This is a genomic window from Nicoliella sp. ESL1120 (genome assembly GCF_058508515.1).
The window spans coordinates 342834-360317 of record NZ_CP196384.1 but is presented as its reverse complement, the minus strand read 5'-3'; the positions used below and the strand labels follow the sequence as shown (position 1 = coordinate 360317).

Here is a 17484-nt window from a genome sequence, read left to right as displayed (position 1 = left end):
AATGCTATTCAATTGTATCAAATTTTACACAAAAATAAGAAGCCTCTCAAATTTGAGAAGGCTTCTTATTTTTAGATATTATTGATTATCAGCTTGTGCTTGAGCAGCTTGGCCTAAGATGTTCAAGTAGTTAAACGGACGGTCAAAGTTTGGTTGGAAAAGCATATCAACCATTGCCAATTCATCAATGGTATTCTTATTTTGAATACATACTGATAAAGTATTAGCAGATTGTGAAATATCGTACTTACTCATTAAAGCACCACCAAGGATCCGACGTGTTTCTGGGTCGTAAACTAGTGACATCAATACTGGCGTAGTCGATGGCATAAATTCTGGCCGATAGTTATCTTCGATCACAACTTCACGCGCCTTAATTCCTTGCCGTTCCGCATTGGCCATGGTTAACCCAGTTGAAACGATGGCTTCACCGTATAATTCCAAACCTGATGAGGATTGAGTCCCCATGTACTTAGTAGTTGGCTTTTCGATGTTTTTACCAACTAAAATCCCTTGACGAACTGCATTGGTAGCCAATGGAATGTAAGCATCAGTCCCGGTTGGGTTGTAATGAACAGCAACGCTATCACCAGCACCAAAGATGTCTGGGTTAGATGTTTGCATGTAGTCATTAGTCTTGATAGCACCGTTTGGTAACATATCAACCTTACCCTTTAATAATTCAGTGTTTGGTCTGAACCCAACACAAAGGATTGCAATATCAGTCTTAATTTCAGATTTATCAGTAGTAATCGTTAATTCATCATCTCCAGCAAACTTAGAAACTCGTTGCCCTAATAATAAATTAACCCCGTGTTCTTTATAGCTAGCTTCAATTTTATCAGTAAATTTCTTGTCGAAGTATTTTGACATAACCCGATCATTCGTATCGATCAAGTTTACTTCATGACCGTGATTGGAGTATGCTTCAGCTAATTCAGCACCAATGTATCCACTACCAACGATGGTAATGCGCTTGTTGTCCTTTGCCTTTTCAAATAAGACTTGGGCATCGTGCCAGTTCTTACAGAAGTAAACGTTTTTGTTATCAACACCTTCGATTGGTGGTAATACAGGACGTGAACCAGTTGTAACAACTAACTTATCGTAGCTATCACTAGCAACTGCCTTAGATTCTAAATCTTCAACTTCAACCGTCTTAGCATCAGTATCAACTGACTTAACATCGTGTAGCATCTTAACATCTGCACCTAAATCAGCTAATTCCTTAGGATTAGAGTAGAAGAGCCCTTGTGGATCAGCAACCTTGCCATCAAGATAAAGTGCAATTCCACAAGAAAGGAATGAGATATTGTCATTTCTTTCGTACACCGTAACTTGTGCATCTGGATGTTCCTTTAAAATTTGTTTTACAGCAAAAGTCCCTGCGTGCGTACAACCTATAACAATAACTTTCATAATTAAAACTCCTTTAACATAAACAACTAACGTGTTTTTGTCTTTAAAATAATTTATAACCTAATCATAATATCTTGTGAATTAGAACACAAGAAAAAAGAATTAAGCTTAAGATGAAATTAATAAAAAAATCGTACCATAAATAATGGCACGATTTTTAATCGTTATAGTTTTACTTTAAATCTTCGATTGCTTGTTGAGCAGCCACGTTAATGATGTTCCATGGACGGTCAAAACCAGGTTGGAAGAAGAAGTCAGCATAGGCTAAATCTTCAACCTTTAATTTAGCTTGAATTGCTAGTGAAATTGTATTGATGTTTTGAGTGGAATCTTGGGTCGACATTACTTGCGCTCCTAAGATCACGTGACTTGTTGGATCGTAAGTTAATTTAAAGATTACCTCTGCATTCCCAGCATCATCGGGAACAAATGGTGGTCTAAAGGTATCTTTAACCACTGTTGATTGGGTCTTAACACCAAAGCGCGCTTCAGTTCCTTCCTTAATTCCAGTAGAAGCAAACTTGTAATCAAATACACTCAGCGCACTGGATCCAGAAACTGGAACCATTGCGTGCTTACGACCTAAAGCATTAATCGCAGCATTCCGCCCTTGACGTCTAGCAGTAGTGGCAAGTGCGATCCGTGACTTTCCATCAGTAGCAGCAAATGGAACTAAGGTCGCATCCCCAACGGCGTAGATATCATCATCACTAGTTTGGCAGAATTCATTAGTCTTAATCAAACCATGATCATCTAGATCGACAACGCCATCTAACCATTCAGTGTTGGCATGGATTCCAGCAGCTTCAACTACTAGGTCAGCTGGAATTTCAACCCCTTTTTCAGTAACCGCAGTGGTAACCTTACCATTTTCACCTTTATATTCGGCAACTCCTTGACCACCATAGAAGTCAACGCCATGATCCTTCATCGTAGTAGTCAAAGTGTCAGTGAATTCCTTATCGAGATAGACCCCTAATAAGCGTTCGTTATGTTCAACGATGGAAACCTTCATTCCAGCCTTAGCAAATACTTCAGCAGCTTCGATTCCAATGTATCCAGAACCAATTACGACAACATTTTTAACTGATGGGTCAACGGTTTTTTCCTTGAGTTTAATTGCCCAATCACGGCCACGCATCTTATATACGTTTTCTAAATCTTCACCCTTAACGTGCAGGTTAGCTGGTACAGCACCCGGACTCATGATTAATTTATCATAGCTTTCATCACGTTCTGAACCGTCGTTATGGTTAACGACGTGAACAGTATGCTTGGCAGGATCAACAGCGGTAATTTCTTGTTTTACAAAAACATCAACGCCTTCCTTACGCATTTCATCAGGCTTTGCATAGCTAACGTCATTGACGTGTTTAACCGTTCCTTCAAGGTAGAGTTGCATTCCACATGATAAGAACGAAATAAAGTCACCCTTTTCATACCATTGAATTTCAGTATCTGGAGCATCTAATAAAATTTGACGAACGGCTTCATAACCACCGTGAGAAGAACCTAATACAATAACCTTCATTATTAATATCCTGCCTTTCAAATATAAAATACCATAATAACGTTTTTTATTTTATAATAATTATTAACTAATATCAATTATATCAATTTCAGTTAATTTTACAAGTAAATTATAACAATAAAATATTAGGTCGTAAACGATACATTAATCAGATTGCAAAATTTTACACAAATTAAATCGGTTCACAATAAATCATCAATATTATATAATGGCAATAATAATATTTAAGGATGTGATTGTTTTGCCACTTATGCGAATTGATGTAATTAAGGGTCACGATGAAAAATATTTAAAGGATTTATTAGAGGTATCATACCAAGTAATGTTAAATACCTTTGGAATTCCAAATGGTGATCGTTATCAAGTATTAACCCAACACGAACCATTTGAAATGAACATTCTAGACTCAGGATTAGGAATCGAAAGAAGTAAGGACGTAGTCGTTTTTCAAATTACCACCCGCTCGAGAAACGTTTCTCAAAAAAGAGCCTATTACGATCAACTAGCCAAGGAATTACAAGCTAAAATTGGCCTTGATCCTAAAAATCTGCTAGTTAGTTTATCAACTAACGGTGATGCAGACTGGAGCTTCGGATACGGTAAGGCGCAGTTTGTTGATGGCCCACTACATTAATAAAAAAACTAGCTGTGTGAAGTAAATTCCAATTGGGAATTATTCATACGGCTAGTTTTTTTTTACAATTAATTTCAGATCAAAAATAAAATAGCTTACGATCATTTAATGATTGTAAAGAACGATTATTAGCGTTAAAAATGGCCTGATAGCGAGACAGTTGTTCGCTACTAATCGTAATTTGTGAGTTACTTATAACGATCCATTCGACACCTTCTGTTAATGGTGGGGTCGTTAGTGAACCGAGGTAATGAAAGCCATGTTTGGCATTAAAATTAAGCCAATCGGTAATATCAATTTGCACATCTTGATGCTGCCCACGTTGAAATTTATTCAAAATTTGTTCAAATTGGGGATCAGCGGATCCAAGCGTAACCATTAGGGCAATTACCAGTAACTGACCAATTGCATTTTGGTGTACCAGATGAATTTCGAACGGAAATTGAGCATTATCAATTGTATGTTCGGATGGTGAATGGAAGTGAACTTGTTGAAAGCTAAAGTCACGATTAATGATCTTGGCGCTTCCGTTGCCAGTTAGTCTAATCGTAGTTTCATCATCAATTAAACGATTCAAAATATAATCGGACTCGATTGAATAGCTGAATGACTGTAAATCAACATTGGCATCGCTTCTGTTAAGGGCAACTGGCGATTGTTGGGCGCCAAAGTTATTTTTCCACATGGATTGATTATTATAATCTAACAATTTTTTCCCTCTTTTTAATTGATTTTAATTCCAAAATATCTAATAATAGTGAATAACAGTACAAATGTATGATTTTTATCCACTTTTCTGAAATAGATACTATTAATTAGTACCAGATATGTGTTAGTATCATATTATATTTTATCATAAATTCTTCGCTTAAATTATAGAAGGTGAAAAAATGAACAAAAAAGACATTCGAGTCCAAAAGACTTACAAAGCACTAATTGAATCATTACTTGAACTACAAAAAAGTCAATCATTTGAGGATATCTCAATTAATGATTTATGTAAAAAATCAAATATTGGAAGAGCTACATTTTATCGACATTTTAAAAATAAGGATGACTTTTATCGATTTGCATCTAAGGAATGGGTTAATACTTACTTTCGGACTGCGTTTGATAATTTAGATTTTTTCGTCCAACAAAGAGTCGAATTAATCACCAAAATTGTTCGTCCGATGTTTATTTTTATTAAGGATAACAAGGAAGCCCTTGATGCGGAGAATGGCTTTAACTTATCTAATATTTTTTACGAAACTTTTCAATCTAAAATCAAAATGATCATTGATGGCTATTGTGAAATGCATGGTGTCACATTCAATGGTAATTCTGAACTACTTTCTGCTGAAATTGCTGGTTCCGTTGTTTATGCCGGAACTTGGTATAAGGATAATCTGGATGTTGACTTAGATGCGACCGTTGAAGATGTTGTACACCCATTAGATCGGATCCTCAATATTTATTTCCCTGCTTAAAACAGGAATGAAACATAGGAGTTAATTTTTATGAAGCTTACTAAAGTTACAATTATCGCAAGCATCTTGATTGGTAGTATTGGCATTTCCATCCCTGCTAATGCTAAGGATAACTTTAACCAATCGTTAGTTGAATATAACAATACCAGTTCATATGTTACTGATCTCTCTAGTAATTTATGGACTTTAAATCAAACAATTGAAGCGTATCCATTAGCTGATAAGTTACCTGACTATAATAATCCAGTCACCTTACCGCAATTCACGAGCGGAAGCATCATAAAAAGTTACTTAAATGGTTACTTAGTGCTTTTTGCTAACCAAAATCAACCCCTCTACGTTCAAGACTTTAAGCGATTTACATACTCTTTTCATTCGTCAAATGTAGATAAGGGAATGTATAATAAGCTTCTCAAAATTGAAAAGAAATGGCGCAGTACCCTCACTAAGCAACAAGTAAAGGCAATTAGCAATTACACTAATAACGGGTATACGAATGTCAACGAACACTTACGATATCCCGAACAAAAGGTTAGTAGTAAGGTAAAAAAGCAAACGAAACTGATTAATTCTGCCATTATGAAATTTAAGACCCCGTTTAAAATGACCATTTATCGTGGAATTAACGAAAAGGGCCTTGATGCTAGCATTAATAACCAAACGTTAAAAGTTGGTCGAATCTATCAAGATGCTGCATTTTCATCATCTAGTATCTCACATAAGATCGCTACTGGGTTTCAAAGTTCTATTTTGCTGAAAATTAACATTCCAGCTGGCTATAACGGAGCTTACATTGCCCCGATTTCCATTAATAGTCCAGAAAAAGAATTTCTGCTAAAACCAAACGCAAAGTTAGTAATTTCTAAGATTCAACATGTTACTACCTACTTCTCTATGCATGGAAAAGTAGGAACAGCTAAGCACAACAAAAAGATTAAAGCCAAACCAACTAAAATTAAATATAAATTAATTACCATGAATTTAGTGGAATAAAAAAAACTGACGGAATCGTCAGTTTTTTTATTTCGCTAAATTGATTTAATTACTTAGTAGTGATATCTGAACCAAAGTACTTAATTGATAATTTCTTGAGGGTTCCGTCAGTCCGTAATTCTTCAATTGCCTTGTTAACCTTCTTGGTCAATTGCTTAGAGTTTTTGTTGAACATGATTGAAGTCTTAGCAGGCTTTTGCTTACTTGCTGGGACATCGATTTCCTTCAATCCCTTGGTTGAATTATGCTTTGCATAGTACTTCCAAGCTGGGACTGAATTAATCGTTCCATCAGCACGTCCTTGTTGAATCAATTGATATCCAGTTGCACTTTCAGGAGTTGATGAAACGTTCGCACCAAACTTCTTGGCCACAACTGCATTATCGGTTCCGGCACCATCAACGATGCTCTTTCCCTTAATATCATCAATACTCTTGATGCTAGAATTACTCTTAGTGATCAAAGTATAGTAAGAATAAGTGTAAGGAGTTGAGAAGGAATATAGCTTTTCACGTTCTGGAGTAACGGTCATGTTATTAATTACGGCATCGTACTTGCTACTTCCCAGCCCAGCAATTAAACTATCCCACTTCGTTTGAACGAAGTTAACCTTTAATCCAAGCTTCTTAGAAACATCCTTTGCTAGTTCAACTTCAAATCCTTGTAACTTACCATCTTGACGGTATGAATATGGAGCATACGTTCCTTCTAGTCCAACCGTAAAGGTCCCCTTCTTCACTAATTCTGATTTATAGGAACCATTGCTACTACTTGAGTTGCTTGAAGAATTACCACATGCTGCTAGTAAGACTCCCGCACCCAATAATGCGGTAACAACTGATAAACGTTTAATTAACTTATTAAATTTCATGATTCAACACTCCTAATTATTTTTTAAAGACATTGCTGATAAAAATTCACTAATTCTTTGATTATCTGAGTTAAAGAAGTCATTAGTCTGCCCTTCAAAGCGCACCTGACCATTTTCGATAAAAACAATTTGATCGGCAACCCGTTGGGCAAACGTTAGATTATGGGTAACAATGATCAATGATTGCTTTTCCCTTGCCAAATTCAATAAAACCTTCAAGACCTCTAATTCAATTTCAGGATCAAGAGCGCTAGTGGGTTCATCAAGCAAAATGTATTCTGGATGCATTGCAAGCGACCGCGCAATTGCGACCCGTTGAGCCTGACCACCTGATAACTGGGCGGGATAAGCATTTTCCTTATCAGCCATGCCCACCTTAGCTAATAGCTGTTTTGCTTCTTGCTGAGCATCAGCCTTACTCTTACCTAATACCTGAACTGGCCCTTCCATAACATTTTTAATTACCGTTAAATGCGGAAATAAATTAAAATTTTGGAATACCATACTAGTATGCCGTCTAACGTTCAAGATGGTTTTAGAATTGATTGGTTTGGCAAAATTAATCTTTAAATCATTAAAATCATACTCACCCGATTCTGGAATTTCTAATAGGTTCAAAGATCTTAATAGGGTCGACTTCCCAGATCCCGATGGGCCAACGATCACGGTCGTCTTATCCTTGGGGAACTGAATCGAAACATCGTTCAACGCCCTTTGTTGATCAAAAGTTTTAGTGACGTTAGTTAATTTTAGCATTTCTGGATTCACCCCCTATTCCTTAATGGCGTATTTTGAAACTCGCTTTTCCAAGTATCCCTGTAAAATGGTAAGCACACTACAGATAACTGCATAAATCAATGCAGCTAGGATATACATTATCAATGGTTGATAATTTTGGGCTGCAATTTGTTGACTGACCTCAAATACTTCCACGATCGTAATCGAAGCAGCCAATGAAGTATCCTTAACCAAACCAATGAATTCATTCGACAGCGGAGGAAGGGAAACTCGACTGGCTTGCGGTAAAATGATTCTCCATAATACCTTGCGTTTCGTCATTCCAAGTGAGTAAGCAGCCTCCCATTGTCCAGCTGGAATCGATTGAATTGCACCTCTAATCGTTTCAGATGCGTATGCTCCTGTATTAAGGGAAAACGTTAGGATCCCAGCAACAACAGGGCTTAATTTAATCCCCTCGGGTAATAAACCGGCAATTCTTAGATATGGTAAACCAAAGAAGACAATAAATAATTGCACCAACAGGGGCGTACTTCTGAACAGCCACACATAAAACCGAAAAATCCCCTTAACGATCAAGAACCAATTACGGCGTTTTGAAGTTCGCACTAGTGCAGTTATTAATCCCAGTGCGAGCCCTAGTATAAATGAAACGATTGCAATTGGAATCGTATAAACCAATGCAGCCTTTATTAATTCTGGTAAAGAGCTTTTAACAATATCCCAAGTACTCATCATGTTCCTCCTTCCTAATGTCCAATTAACAAAAAAAGAGCCTTAAATTAATGCTTTTAACACTAATTTACTGCTCTTTTTCATCTACCAAATCCATTTTAGTTTGTGTACAATCAATTAAAAAATGCGTATCTGTGGTTGATAGTTTTCAGAAGGGTCAATAACTAGTGTTAAATAAAGTGCAACAATTCATCCATGAACAACACATTATCTTAGTACTAGTCATTTAGCTCTTCCCCCTACTCGTTAATTGTTAAACTAATACTAACAATTCATTAGTAGATTGTCAACAAAATGAATCATCAGTCTCTATTGATAGCCCTTATAGTTATTTTTAAACTAATTTGTAATAAAAAATAACTAAAAATAATTACAATCTCTTAAATTTGTTTTATAATAAGTTAAAGAAAGTCTTAAGACTTTCCCATCTAGAAATCGAAAGAGGGACTTCACATGTCAAATCGTAGTTACTTAGTTGGACTATACGTAGGATTGGCAGCACTAGCAATTGGATGTCTATTCTTATTTGGTAATTTATTTGCCCATGCTAATAATACTCAACCTAAAATTTCCCACCAAGAAATGAAATCAATTATCGCAGATTATAAATTTTCAAATCAAAATCAGGGCAACAGTTCTGCATTTCAGTTCGTTCCCCGCCAATACTTTAACAATTCTGGATCACACCATGATAAAAATGATCATCATCCAGACGATTTAAAAAAGTCGCAGAAAAATAATTCTTCTCAATAATTATTGAGCAAGCGCATTTTGATATGCATTCAAGGTGTTTTGATCAAAACAAACGATCGTTACTTGAATGGAACTACTAATTGACCTCAAGGTATTAATTGCAATCTGAGCTGCGGAAACGAGTGGATAACCATAAGCCCCCGTACTAATGGACGGAAATGCAACCGTATTGCAATGATATTGCACTGCGACTTTGATCGCATTTAAATAACAATTTTTTAAATCTTGTGCATCGGTCGGTAACCCATGCCAAATCGGTCCTACAGTATGAATAATGTATTTAACAGGCAGTCGATAGCCACGGGTAATTTTTGCTTCGCCAGTTCGACAGCCTTTTAATCGTGCACACTCATTATTCAACTCGGGACCCGCAGCATGGTGAATCGCACCATCTACTCCGCCACCACCCATCAAACTATGGTTAGCAGCGTTAACAATTGCGTCACCACTAAATTTAGTAATATCACCTAATACCAATTTGATTGATTTCATTCATTTAACCCTTCTTAAATTAATTTTTCACGATTTTTGATTAAAAATTCGATAAAGTATTGACTCGCAATGGGAAGGGTCTCTTTATCACGATATACAACCGCAACTGGTCTTTTAACAGCTGGTTCAACGGGCTTACTGACAACCTTAAAATTAGTCCGTTGAAAAACTAATTCTGATAAAATGCTAATGCCTAGGCCTGCTTCTACCATTGCCATAATCGTGTAATCATCTTGAATTCTGTATTTCACATTTGGTTTAACGTGTGAACGCTTGAAAGCTTCTAGGGGTTCACTGTACCCGCCCCCTTCTACAAGAATGAATGGATCATCACACAATTTTTCAATTGGAATCCGATCCAAACTGGATAGTGGATGATTGACTGGTAAAAAGGCATTCATCTGGGTTGTATGGATAATCTGTTTATGAAATCCTTCTCCATAATCTGCTGTCATTAGTCCAAAATCGATCATGCCGTTTTTCAACCAATTCAAAATCATTCCGTAGTCACCCTGTTGAAGAATAAATTCAATATCAGGATACGCTTTCCGAAATTCCTTAAATAAATCTGGAAGCCAATAGCAACTAACACTGGTGATGGCACCAATTCTAACGGTTCCTTTTTTTAACCCGTGAATAGAGCTAGCGGTTTCTTTTAAGGCTTGATATTGTCGAATCGTTTGAATAATATACGGGTATAATTCCTTTCCCTCGGGAGTCAGCTGAATGCCATGTCGGGATCTTTTTAACATTTTCATGTTAAATTCTTTTTCCAAACTGGCCACCATTTGGCTAACGGAAGACTGTGTATAACCTAATAGTTCAGCAGCTTTTGTAAAGCTATTTGTTTGTAAAATCGCTTCGATTACTAGTAGTCTATTCATCTTATATCGCCTTTCCTAATATAACTATTTCAATTATTAATTTTACTTATCCTAATCTTAGTTATATAGTTAGTTAGTCTTAATTATAATAACTAAGGAGGAGCATCACTTATGCAAATATTCAAGAAGGAATCAGTCAGTAACTATTTAAAGGCTGATGCACGATTATCCAAGACCTTAAATGCACGCGACCTAGTGTCACTTGGAATCGGAGCCGTGATTGGAACTGGAATTTTCATCTTACCTGGTCACGAAGCTGCTACCCATGCGGGCCCTTCCGTTGCAATTGCCTTTTTAATCGCAGCAATTGTTTCCGGTTTGGTTGGAATGGCCTACGCAGAATTTTCATCAGCAATGCCAATTGCAGGTTCTGCATATTCATTTGGTTCCGTTGTTTACGGGGAAATTATCGGTTGGATTTTAGGATGGTCATTAATCCTGGAATACTTCCTCGCGGTTTCAGCTGAAGCAACAGGGTTTGCTGCTTACTTTAATAATAACATATTGTCTGCGATAGGAATTAACCTTCCTAAAGCACTCCAAGCAGGTCCCATGGAAGGTGGGGTCATCAACATCACTGCGGTGGTGATCATATTAATCATTTCAGCAATTCTAATGAAGGGAACCGCCCTATCAACAAAGGTCGAAAACGTTGCCGTAATCGTTAAAGTTGCAATTATTATTTTATTCATCATAATTGGTGTTTTCTACGTTAAGTCCAGTAATTATGTTCCATTTTATCCAAAGGAATTCCATTCTAGTTTATTCGGCCTTGGTGGAATATCAACGGCGGCTGCAACTGTTTTCTTTGCCTTTATTGGGTTTGATGCACTTGCTGCTAACTCTGCCGAAACTGTTGATCCTGGTAAAAATGTCATCAAGGGAATCTTAGGAACCGTTGTAATTGCAGTTATTCTATACGTTGCATTTTCATTAGTATTAACTGGAATCGTTAACTATAAGCAACTTAACATCGATGATCCCGCAGCATTTGCGCTTGACGTTATTCACCTTACCGCATGGAACAAATTAATTACCATCGGAGCATTATTCGGAATTTTCACCGCAATGATCACAATGTTCATTGGAGGTTCCAGACTAGTATATGCCCTAGGTCGTGATGGATTACTACCAAAATCAATGGGGAAAGTTTCCAAAAAACACGCTGTGCCATCAAATGCAATCATTATTGCAACCATCATCCAAGCTATTTTTGCTGGATTAGTGCCACTGGCTCAACTAGCATCATTGATTAACGCCGGAACTTTAATTGCATTTACGTTCATCTCATTTGGTATCTTAAGACTAAGAAAGCGTAAAGACATCAAAAACGAAGGATTTAAAATGCCCTGGTATCCATACCTCCCAATTATCGCTGGACTATTCAGTATCTTCTTCATTATCGTCCTACCAGACATCACTAAAATTTCAGTTAGTATCTGGTTGGTAATTGGAATTATTTTCTACTTCGTTTATGGAATTAGACATTCCAAGTTACAAAATAGCCAAAAATAAGCATATTCAAAAGCGAGCCACGAAATGGTTCGCTTTTTTATTTCCACTATTATATCAATCAGAAATCAATTAGCAAGATAAATCACTTCAAATGAAAACCCCGATTTGCCGAACAATCACTGTCCAACAGATCGGGGTCTCCTTACTATTGATTACAAATTATTTTTGATCCTTATTTTACATAAACTTCTGATAAATCCCAAGTAGGACCATTTGGATAATACTTAATGCCATGAATATTAGACTTGATCACTTCTGGTTGAACCTGTTGGTAAAGAGGGACAACCCCTTGTTGTGATAATAGAATATCATTAGCTTTAACCATATCATCCCAACGTTTTGCTTCATTTCCAGCATCACTACCAGTTGCCTTATTCATCAATTCATCATATTGAGCATTCGACCATTTACCGAAATTCAATGAATTTCCAGTAGTCTTAATGTTTAATGGAGATGTTGGATCAGTAACAGATGGTGACCAAAGTGCAACTGCAACTTGGAATTGGTTATTAAGTGAACGACTGACCTTAGTTGGGTGTGGCAACGTCAAACTAGAAACTTTCAAGCCAGGTAGCTTTTCAAGTTCACTTTGCAGAAATTCATTCACTGCCTTTCCTGTCGGTGTATCATCATTTAACAATTGTAAGTTCAACTTGCTAGTCTTAGTTTCAGCAAGTCCCTTCTTCCAAAGGGCCTTCGCTTCCGTTAAATTACTAGAAGTTGCTTCCTTATTGTTAGAGTAATCGGTAAAGTCCTTCCCCTTATAAGAAGCAAGTCCCTTTGGAACCAAGCCCTTAGCAGCGTATGAACCATCACCTAAAATATCTTGCGTTAGTTGATTCCGATCGATTGCAAGTGAGATGGCCTTACGAACGTTAAGGTTCTTAAAAGCAGGCACCTTTGATTGATTCAAAGCTAGGTAATAAACACTGTCAGTATTACGTAAGTGGAGCTGACTACTGTTCTTAAAGTGTTCCACCTGTTGTTTACCGTTTAGTTGTAATTCATCCAATTTACCTGCTTGATATTGATTATATCCAGTCGTTGGATCCTTAACTACAGTATACTTAATGTTTTTAACCTTAGTATCCTGTTCGTTCCAGTAGTAGTTGTTCTTAGCTAAGTTCCAGCCATCATTACTACCAGTCCATCCAGTAACCTTAAACGGTCCATTATAAACGGCTTTTTGACTTTCGGTCCCATAACTAGCACCGAATTTCTTAACAACTGCTTCGCTTTGTGGATAAAAGACTGGGAGGGTTACTAAGTTCTTAAAGTAGCTCTGTGGACTACTCAAATTAATTACTAACTTGTAGTCGCCCTCCGCCTTTACTCCAAGAGCTGAAGCAGGCTTCGTCTTATTTTTGACCTCATCGTAATTTTGAATATGATCAAGATAATAAGCGGCTTGAGAAGCTGTCTTAGGATCAGCACTACGTTGAATTCCGTAAACAAAGTCCTTCGCAGTAACGGGGGTTCCATTACTCCACTTAGAATGACGTAAGTAAAATGTATACGTTTTACCACCGTTAGAGACCTTATAGCTCTTCGCTACACCTGGGGCAACATTATTACCGCCATTGATCGTTAATAATCCACGATATGCATTGTAAACGATCTGATCACTGATACTATCAACGGCTTTCGATGGATCAAGGGTCGAGATACTAGCACTACTCATCCAATTTAAGTCTTTTTTACTACCAGCACTAGAATCTGACTGACTAGAACTACTATTTGAACCACAAGCTGCTAACACCAATGATGATACAGCTGCAACAACTCCAATTTTCCAAATCGAACGACTCTTCAATATAACCACATCCTCTATTTAATTTATTGATAATATTAAATTAAAATACCCGTTTTTTGGCGTTTTCAAAGAATTTTTCAAAAAGTTTATTTTGTTTTTCATCACGTTCCCATAGATTTTCGGGATGCCATTGAACTCCTTGGATCAAACCATTCTTACCTTCAATTGATTCTACGATGCCATCGTCAGCACGCGCAACGACCCGAAGCCCATCGCCAACTCGATTTACGGCTTGATGATGTCGAGAATTAACCTTTGTTCTTGTGCCCAATGATTCAGAAAGGTAGCTATCAGGATCAACATTGAGCATATGCGTTGGAAAGTACCCACGGTCCCAATCAGCAGTGTGATTGAGTAAAAACTTCCGACCAGGCGCTTGCGTATAAATGTCTTGATATAGACTGCCACCAAAGAATACGTTAATTGCTTGCATCCCTCGGCAAATCCCAAGCACTGGCTTTCCATTAGAAGTAGATTCTTTTAATGCAGTAAATTCAGCTGCATCGCGGTTATCATCAGGAACATCAGTAGTCGACAGTGCTAATTCATTATATCGTTCTGGATTAACATCAATGCCACCCTTAATGATCAAACCATCAACTTCATCAATCAACCGCTTAGTTAGCGATGCACTACCGATCGGAACAGCAACCGGAGTAACACCGTGAAGTCTAAGCATCTTAATGATGGCATCTGGGACTCCGCTTAATGGATCAACATCGTTTGCATAAACATCTGAAGTAATTCCGATTTTCATCATATAATTCCCCCTATAAAATAAAAACCATCATCAACACAAAAAGTGTCAAAGATGGCGATCTACTGGTAATTAAGATAGCTAAAACAGCAAGGTATCTTAATTAGAATAACCATGTTCTGGCACTATTACTTTGCAACACATAATATCAATTTCAATAGCTTTAATCATAATCATGATTATTCCCTCCGATCAATTAGTTTGTTTAAGATATAATATAATACCAAACATTAGAAAAGTCAAATTTTTTTCTAATTTAAATCCAAGTTTAATTCGTTTACTTATCAAATTCTTCTGATAAAATTTTAGTTAGTTAATATATGGAAAGTGAGGAAATTAAATGAGTGATCAATATGAATATGACGTTGTTTATCTTGGCGGTGGTGTCGGTGCCGTTAATGGGGCCGTCCCACTAGGTAATAAGGGCTACCAAGCAGCCATTATCGAATCAACTGCAATTGGTGGGACCTGTCCAAACTTTGGTTGTACGCCCAAGTTTACGTTAGATATCCCAGCTGAATTAGCCTACCGAACTAGTCAATTTAAAAAAATTTATGGTGACAATGAAGTTAAGGTTGACTGGTACGAGAATATGCAAAGAAAGCACCGTAATATTGATGCTGATCCAGCAGGTGGCATGAAAAAAAGATTAAAGGCAGCTGGTGTGAAAGTCATTAAGGGGTATGGCAAACTAATCGATAAGCACACCCTAGAAGTGAACGGGGAACGATTAACCACTGATAAAATTGTAATCGCCACTGGGTTGACACCTAACCACATCGACGTTCCTGGCACCGAGTTAACCCATGATAGCACTCATTTTCTATCAATCGATCAATTACCCAAAAAAATGACGGTTATTGGCAGCGGATACGTTGCAATTGAGCTAGCTACGCTGGCCCATGAATCAGGAGCGGAAGTAACAGTTTTAATGCACCATGATAAAGTTTTACGTGGCTTCGATTCGTTCTTAGTTAATAAGCTAGTTGATAGTTTAAAAGCGCGTGGGATGCACTTTGTTCCCAATTCAGAAATCAAATCGATTAAAAAACAAGGTTCTGAACTCGTTGTGAACTTTCAAGATAAAAAGCTTGCTACTGATTATGTATTAGACGCTAGCGGACGTAACCCAGTCGTTCACAATATCGGCTTAGAAAAAGTGGGGGTAGATTTCGATGCAAAGGGAATCAAAGTAAACGACCACCTGCAAACCAGTGTTGATAACATTTATGCTGATGGAGACGTGATCGACTTTGACAAACCAGAGTTATCCCCCGTGGCAACCTTTGAAACCAAGTATCTTACTAAGCTATTTACAGGTGAAAACGACCAGGCCATTAAATTTCCACCTATGCCTACCAACGTATTCGCCTCACCGCGTCTTGCGACCGTTGGTATCAATCCTGAAACGGTCGAAAATAACGATAATTATACAATTAAGCGCACGGACCTATCAGGTGAAATGTACTACAAAGAATCTGGTCAAACCGTCGCTGCTAGAACATTAGTATTCGATCAGGATGACTTTTTAGTTGGGGCCAGTGAACTTAGTGATCAAGCTGAAGATGCGATCGAAATTTTAAACATGGTCATTTCTTGGCACATTAGTCGTCAACAGATCCAGGGGTTAATCAATATTTTCCCATCACTAGGCAGTAATATATTAACGAGTTTTTAAAGTTTATAGATAATTTGATTAAAATAATCATTCCTAGTTTATGTAGCAAGTTATTAATGATATGATAGTAAATAACTTGTTAGATAAAGGAATGAATATATAGATGCGTAAATCTAAAATTATTGGTTTAATTATGGTTTTAGCTTCATCGCTTACATTAGCTGCTTGTCAAAATCATGAAAAAGCACCTGCCAAAAGTAGCCTACCTGCTACTTACTTCTCATCTGCTAATTCAGAATCATCACAAGCTCAAAGACAACAAATTGCAATCAATAACTTTGTTGATTCATTAAAGAAAAATTACAAAAAGTTGTTCAAGGTTTCTTATGACCAAGGTAGCGATACTGTTACAATGGTTCCAATCAGTAAGGACCTTAAGCAAATCATTAAATTAAGTAATGAAAATAATTCAGAGGGAATCAACGCCTGGACTAGTTTCGTTAAGGGGCTAGAAAAGACCTCAGCTAATGTATCCAAACAAACCAAAGATAAAGAATTCACTATGAACATGGTGGATCCTAGCAATCATAGCAAGGTCTTGTACTCAGTACAAAACGGTAAAGTCCTTCAAAATGCTTATAAATAATAAAAAAACTAGCCACTTGGCTAGTTTTTTTATTTTCCAATTTGAGCACCAATATTCTTACTCTTAATGGTATATGAATAGTCCTTGTTCACTGGTTTTTTAGTATAAACTTCAACTTCACCGTAGTTTTGGTAAGCTTTAAGGACCGTTTGCATCTTACCATTGATTTTCATTTTACTAGTCCAAAAAGTTGGCAACTGATCATCCATATCATCCCCCTGGTTGAAAGTATAGGTGGTCCCATACTGACCATCACCCTTAGGAATTTTCTTGAATACCAGCTTCTTTGACCCCGTTCCCTTTGGTAAATATCCAGTATCGTAGTTATATTGGATTTTATGAGTCTTCTGATTGTATTTTGAATAACTTCCTGTAATTACATATTGATTTGAAATAAAAATTAAATCCCGATTATTTTTAGTATTGGCCCCATACCAGCTACCATGATATGCTTTTGGGACTGTTTTAGTCACTTGCATTTTTGCTGAAGCAAACGGCGTTGGCATCGAGGCCATCCCAATTAAACCAGCAATTGCAATCGCTGCCCATTTGGCTTTCAAATATAATCCCCCTGTTCAATTTGATGTAAGGTCAACGTTATTTGCAATTCTACATG

At 37.1% G+C, this 17484-nt stretch carries 18 protein-coding genes; 7 read left to right on the top strand and 11 right to left on the bottom strand.

The genetic code is table 11. The features are described from left to right. Positions 1–78: 78 nt before the first annotated feature. Positions 79–1419 carry an FAD-dependent oxidoreductase gene (locus tag ACSYTE_RS08640; RefSeq protein ID WP_491717653.1) on the bottom strand — a complete coding sequence of 447 codons (1341 nt, stop codon included), beginning with the start codon at positions 1417–1419 and terminating at the stop codon, positions 79–81. A gap of 172 nt (positions 1420–1591) precedes the next feature. After that, positions 1592–2950, bottom strand: coding sequence for an FAD-dependent oxidoreductase (locus ACSYTE_RS08635; protein WP_491717652.1), 1359 nt, complete (start codon positions 2948–2950; stop codon positions 1592–1594). 208 nt (positions 2951–3158) lie between these two features. Between ACSYTE_RS08635 and ACSYTE_RS08630 the strand changes: the two genes are divergently transcribed. Next, on the top strand, positions 3159–3584 hold the full coding sequence (locus ACSYTE_RS08630; RefSeq protein WP_491717651.1) for a tautomerase family protein: 426 nt from the start codon (positions 3159–3161) through the stop codon (positions 3582–3584). Positions 3585–3663: 79 nt separating this feature from the next. Here the strand turns inward: ACSYTE_RS08630 and ACSYTE_RS08625 are convergent, their stop codons facing one another. Beyond that, complete coding sequence (locus ACSYTE_RS08625; protein ID WP_491717650.1) at positions 3664–4293, bottom strand: carbonic anhydrase family protein; 630 nt, start codon at positions 4291–4293, stop codon at positions 3664–3666. A 181-nt stretch (positions 4294–4474) separates the two neighbouring features. On the opposite strand from ACSYTE_RS08625, the gene ACSYTE_RS08620 reads away from it, so the two are divergent. After that, on the top strand, positions 4475–5053 hold the full coding sequence (locus ACSYTE_RS08620) for a TetR/AcrR family transcriptional regulator (RefSeq protein ID WP_491717649.1): 579 nt from the start codon (positions 4475–4477) through the stop codon (positions 5051–5053). Positions 5054–5083: 30 nt separating this feature from the next. Then, positions 5084–6046 carry an ADP-ribosyltransferase gene (locus ACSYTE_RS08615; protein ID WP_491717648.1) on the top strand — a complete coding sequence of 321 codons (963 nt, stop codon included), beginning with the start codon at positions 5084–5086 and terminating at the stop codon, positions 6044–6046. A gap of 49 nt (positions 6047–6095) precedes the next feature. On the opposite strand, the gene ACSYTE_RS08610 is transcribed toward ACSYTE_RS08615, so the two are convergent. Genes ACSYTE_RS08610 through ACSYTE_RS08600 form a run of 3 tightly spaced genes read right to left on the bottom strand, consistent with a single transcriptional unit; the run spans position 6096 to position 8393 of the window. Continuing rightward, positions 6096–6917 carry a transporter substrate-binding domain-containing protein gene (locus ACSYTE_RS08610; RefSeq protein ID WP_491717647.1) on the bottom strand — a complete coding sequence of 274 codons (822 nt, stop codon included), beginning with the start codon at positions 6915–6917 and terminating at the stop codon, positions 6096–6098. Positions 6918–6929: 12 nt separating this feature from the next. After that, complete coding sequence (locus ACSYTE_RS08605; protein ID WP_491717646.1) at positions 6930–7673, bottom strand: amino acid ABC transporter ATP-binding protein; 744 nt, start codon at positions 7671–7673, stop codon at positions 6930–6932. A 15-nt stretch (positions 7674–7688) separates the two neighbouring features. Beyond that, positions 7689–8393 (bottom strand): amino acid ABC transporter permease, encoded by a 705-nt coding sequence (locus ACSYTE_RS08600; protein WP_491717645.1) that lies wholly within the window; start codon positions 8391–8393, stop codon positions 7689–7691. A 450-nt stretch (positions 8394–8843) separates the two neighbouring features. On the opposite strand from ACSYTE_RS08600, the gene ACSYTE_RS08595 reads away from it, so the two are divergent. Further along, positions 8844–9143: a hypothetical protein gene (locus ACSYTE_RS08595; RefSeq protein ID WP_491717644.1), complete on the top strand. Its 300-nt coding sequence runs from the start codon at positions 8844–8846 to the stop codon at positions 9141–9143. Here ACSYTE_RS08595 and ACSYTE_RS08590 read toward each other — a convergent pair whose 3' ends face one another. Beyond that, positions 9144–9635: an O-acetyl-ADP-ribose deacetylase gene (locus ACSYTE_RS08590; protein ID WP_491717643.1), complete on the bottom strand. Its 492-nt coding sequence runs from the start codon at positions 9633–9635 to the stop codon at positions 9144–9146. It abuts the gene before it with no gap. Between the two features lie 14 nt (positions 9636–9649). Further along, on the bottom strand, positions 9650–10519 hold the full coding sequence (locus ACSYTE_RS08585) for a LysR family transcriptional regulator (protein ID WP_491717642.1): 870 nt from the start codon (positions 10517–10519) through the stop codon (positions 9650–9652). Between the two features lie 111 nt (positions 10520–10630). On the opposite strand from ACSYTE_RS08585, the gene ACSYTE_RS08580 reads away from it, so the two are divergent. Beyond that, positions 10631–12034 (top strand): APC family permease, encoded by a 1404-nt coding sequence (locus tag ACSYTE_RS08580; protein WP_491717641.1) that lies wholly within the window; start codon positions 10631–10633, stop codon positions 12032–12034. A 172-nt stretch (positions 12035–12206) separates the two neighbouring features. Here ACSYTE_RS08580 and ACSYTE_RS08575 read toward each other — a convergent pair whose 3' ends face one another. Both ACSYTE_RS08575 and ACSYTE_RS08570 read right to left on the bottom strand, forming a co-directional pair. Beyond that, complete coding sequence (locus tag ACSYTE_RS08575; protein WP_491717640.1) at positions 12207–13856, bottom strand: peptide ABC transporter substrate-binding protein; 1650 nt, start codon at positions 13854–13856, stop codon at positions 12207–12209. A 31-nt stretch (positions 13857–13887) separates the two neighbouring features. Beyond that, positions 13888–14604 (bottom strand): gamma-glutamyl-gamma-aminobutyrate hydrolase family protein, encoded by a 717-nt coding sequence (locus ACSYTE_RS08570; protein WP_491717639.1) that lies wholly within the window; start codon positions 14602–14604, stop codon positions 13888–13890. Between the two features lie 340 nt (positions 14605–14944). Here ACSYTE_RS08570 and ACSYTE_RS08565 point away from each other — a divergent pair, with 340 nt between their 5' ends. Both ACSYTE_RS08565 and ACSYTE_RS08560 read left to right on the top strand, forming a co-directional pair. Further along, on the top strand, positions 14945–16282 hold the full coding sequence (locus ACSYTE_RS08565; RefSeq protein ID WP_491717638.1) for a dihydrolipoyl dehydrogenase family protein: 1338 nt from the start codon (positions 14945–14947) through the stop codon (positions 16280–16282). A 103-nt stretch (positions 16283–16385) separates the two neighbouring features. Then, on the top strand, positions 16386–16868 hold the full coding sequence (locus tag ACSYTE_RS08560; protein WP_491717637.1) for a hypothetical protein: 483 nt from the start codon (positions 16386–16388) through the stop codon (positions 16866–16868). 29 nt (positions 16869–16897) lie between these two features. On the opposite strand, the gene ACSYTE_RS08555 is transcribed toward ACSYTE_RS08560, so the two are convergent. Beyond that, positions 16898–17428, bottom strand: a complete 531-nt coding sequence (locus ACSYTE_RS08555; RefSeq protein WP_491717636.1) for a hypothetical protein — start codon at positions 17426–17428, stop codon at positions 16898–16900. Positions 17429–17484: the final 56 nt, after the last annotated feature.

Bases quoted from the DNA above. Each gene is read 5' to 3' on its own strand.
- ACSYTE_RS08640 (WP_491717653.1), bottom strand. From the start codon at position 1,419: ATGAAAGTTATTGTTATAGGTTGTACGCACGCAGGGACTTTTGCTGTA.
- ACSYTE_RS08635 (WP_491717652.1), bottom strand. From the start codon at position 2,950: ATGAAGGTTATTGTATTAGGTTCTTCTCACGGTGGTTATGAAGCCGTT.
- ACSYTE_RS08630 (WP_491717651.1), top strand. From the start codon at position 3,159: ATGGCAATAATAATATTTAAGGATGTGATTGTTTTGCCACTTATGCGA.
- ACSYTE_RS08620 (WP_491717649.1), top strand. From the start codon at position 4,475: ATGAACAAAAAAGACATTCGAGTCCAAAAGACTTACAAAGCACTAATT.
- ACSYTE_RS08615 (WP_491717648.1), top strand. From the start codon at position 5,084: ATGAAGCTTACTAAAGTTACAATTATCGCAAGCATCTTGATTGGTAGT.
- ACSYTE_RS08610 (WP_491717647.1), bottom strand. From the start codon at position 6,917: ATGAAATTTAATAAGTTAATTAAACGTTTATCAGTTGTTACCGCATTA.
- ACSYTE_RS08605 (WP_491717646.1), bottom strand. From the start codon at position 7,673: ATGCTAAAATTAACTAACGTCACTAAAACTTTTGATCAACAAAGGGCG.
- ACSYTE_RS08600 (WP_491717645.1), bottom strand. From the start codon at position 8,393: ATGATGAGTACTTGGGATATTGTTAAAAGCTCTTTACCAGAATTAATA.
- ACSYTE_RS08595 (WP_491717644.1), top strand. From the start codon at position 8,844: ATGTCAAATCGTAGTTACTTAGTTGGACTATACGTAGGATTGGCAGCA.
- ACSYTE_RS08590 (WP_491717643.1), bottom strand. From the start codon at position 9,635: ATGAAATCAATCAAATTGGTATTAGGTGATATTACTAAATTTAGTGGT.
- ACSYTE_RS08585 (WP_491717642.1), bottom strand. From the start codon at position 10,519: ATGAATAGACTACTAGTAATCGAAGCGATTTTACAAACAAATAGCTTT.
- ACSYTE_RS08580 (WP_491717641.1), top strand. From the start codon at position 10,631: ATGCAAATATTCAAGAAGGAATCAGTCAGTAACTATTTAAAGGCTGAT.
- ACSYTE_RS08570 (WP_491717639.1), bottom strand. From the start codon at position 14,604: ATGAAAATCGGAATTACTTCAGATGTTTATGCAAACGATGTTGATCCA.
- ACSYTE_RS08565 (WP_491717638.1), top strand. From the start codon at position 14,945: ATGAGTGATCAATATGAATATGACGTTGTTTATCTTGGCGGTGGTGTC.
- ACSYTE_RS08560 (WP_491717637.1), top strand. From the start codon at position 16,386: ATGCGTAAATCTAAAATTATTGGTTTAATTATGGTTTTAGCTTCATCG.